Origin of the sequence: Sphingobium jiangsuense (assembly GCF_014196495.1) — a bacterium.
Lineage (GTDB): Bacteria > Pseudomonadota > Alphaproteobacteria > Sphingomonadales > Sphingomonadaceae > Sphingobium > Sphingobium jiangsuense.
This window is the reverse complement of record NZ_JACIDT010000061.1, coordinates 1-1,422: the sequence shown is the minus strand read 5'-3', so window position 1 is coordinate 1,422 and position 1,422 is coordinate 1. Positions and strand designations below refer to the sequence as shown.

1 protein-coding gene is annotated in these 1,422 nt (G+C 63.2%); it reads right to left on the bottom strand.

The genetic code is table 11. The features are described 5' to 3' along the window. Positions 1–8: 8 nt before the first annotated feature. Positions 9–1,422 (bottom strand): DUF6538 domain-containing protein (locus GGR43_RS23305; protein WP_223177593.1); only part of this gene is annotated, 1,414 nt, incomplete at its 5' end.

Here is a 1,422-nt window from a genome sequence, read left to right as displayed (position 1 = left end):
TCTGGCGTTCACGCCAGATGTCGGACATCCACCTGCTCGAACGACAACCTGCGCACGGCCTCATTGAGCGCATCGACGCGATAGCCACTGCCATAGTTCTCATGGACGGCGGTTCGCGATGACCCCGTTGTCCAACCGCCGAGCAGCAACGCGATGTCGTGGTCGATCCGCGCGGCGCGTAGCTCGTCCCTGAAGTTGTGGCGGAACGAGTGGAACGAGGTGCGGGGCCGCTGTGCTCCGCAGGCGCGGAGGAACTGGGTGAACCACTTGGAAAAGGCGACAGGGCGCGAGCCGGTTGAGCCCGTCTCTATGTCGTCGAATAGCTTCTTCTCGCCCGCCTTCCGTTTTGTCTCGGCGAAGTGGACCAACCCGCAGTCGATGAGGACCGGGTGAATCGGGATTAGCCGGTCACTGACGGTGGTCTTCAACTGCTTGTCGGTGCTCCCGACCAACGAACGCAGGCTGATCACGATACAATCGACGCCATCGACGGCGCGGATGTCGGTGGTATCAAGCTGACAGATTTCGCCCAACCGCGCGCCAGTGAACAGGGCGATCAGCGGCACCCAGAACCGCGCGTTGCGCGGTCGCTGACTTCCGGTCTTGCTGTAGCCGCGCCCGCCATCGACGCAGCCGCGATAGAGCGGCGCGTTGAAGATCGAATGAAGCTGGTCCCGGTCGAACGGTGAGCGCTTGTCCCGCTTGTTGATCGGGTCGGGGAGGCGCAACCCACGCGCCGGATTACGGGCGAGCAGTTCCTCATTGACCGCCCAGTTGAGGAAGCTGCTCATGTTGGACATCAGCGAGTTGGCGTTTGCCGCGCTGATGACCTTGATGTCGCCGCGCAGGCGGGCGCGATCTGCCGCCTCGCGCGGCGAGAGCTTCGGGAAAAGTTTTCCCGCGTTTGCGGGGAGGAAGCGCAGCACTTCCAGCATATCGCGGCAGTGCGCGCGCGAGATCGACGCGATGGGAACCGCCTCACCGATCACCGCGATGGCGAGCCTCCGGCTCGTCTCATACGCTTCCCGCGTATTGGCCGTCCATGCGCGCGTCGGATCGTCGATGTAGTTGCGATATGCCTCAGCAAGCGTGAGTGAGACGACGGGCGGAGCGCTCACAGCGGGCAGCGGCGCAGTTGCGATCGGCATCAGAGGTTCGGCGAGATCGTAGCTCGACGGTTCAATGAGCATCGCATCGACCGACATGCCCGCCATCGCGCGTGCATGTTCGATCTCCATTTCGATCCGGGCGACAACTCCCGGCAATCGACGCAAGGCAACGGAAAGGCTGTCAGTCCTCAGCGAGCGCCAGATTTCGAGCCGATTCAGCAGCCGCTGAGCGTCCACCGGGACGGTGTGCCGATAGTAGAGTTTTTGCCCCCGTCGAAGCACGCCACGGGGCAAATCCCGTAGCAGCTTACCG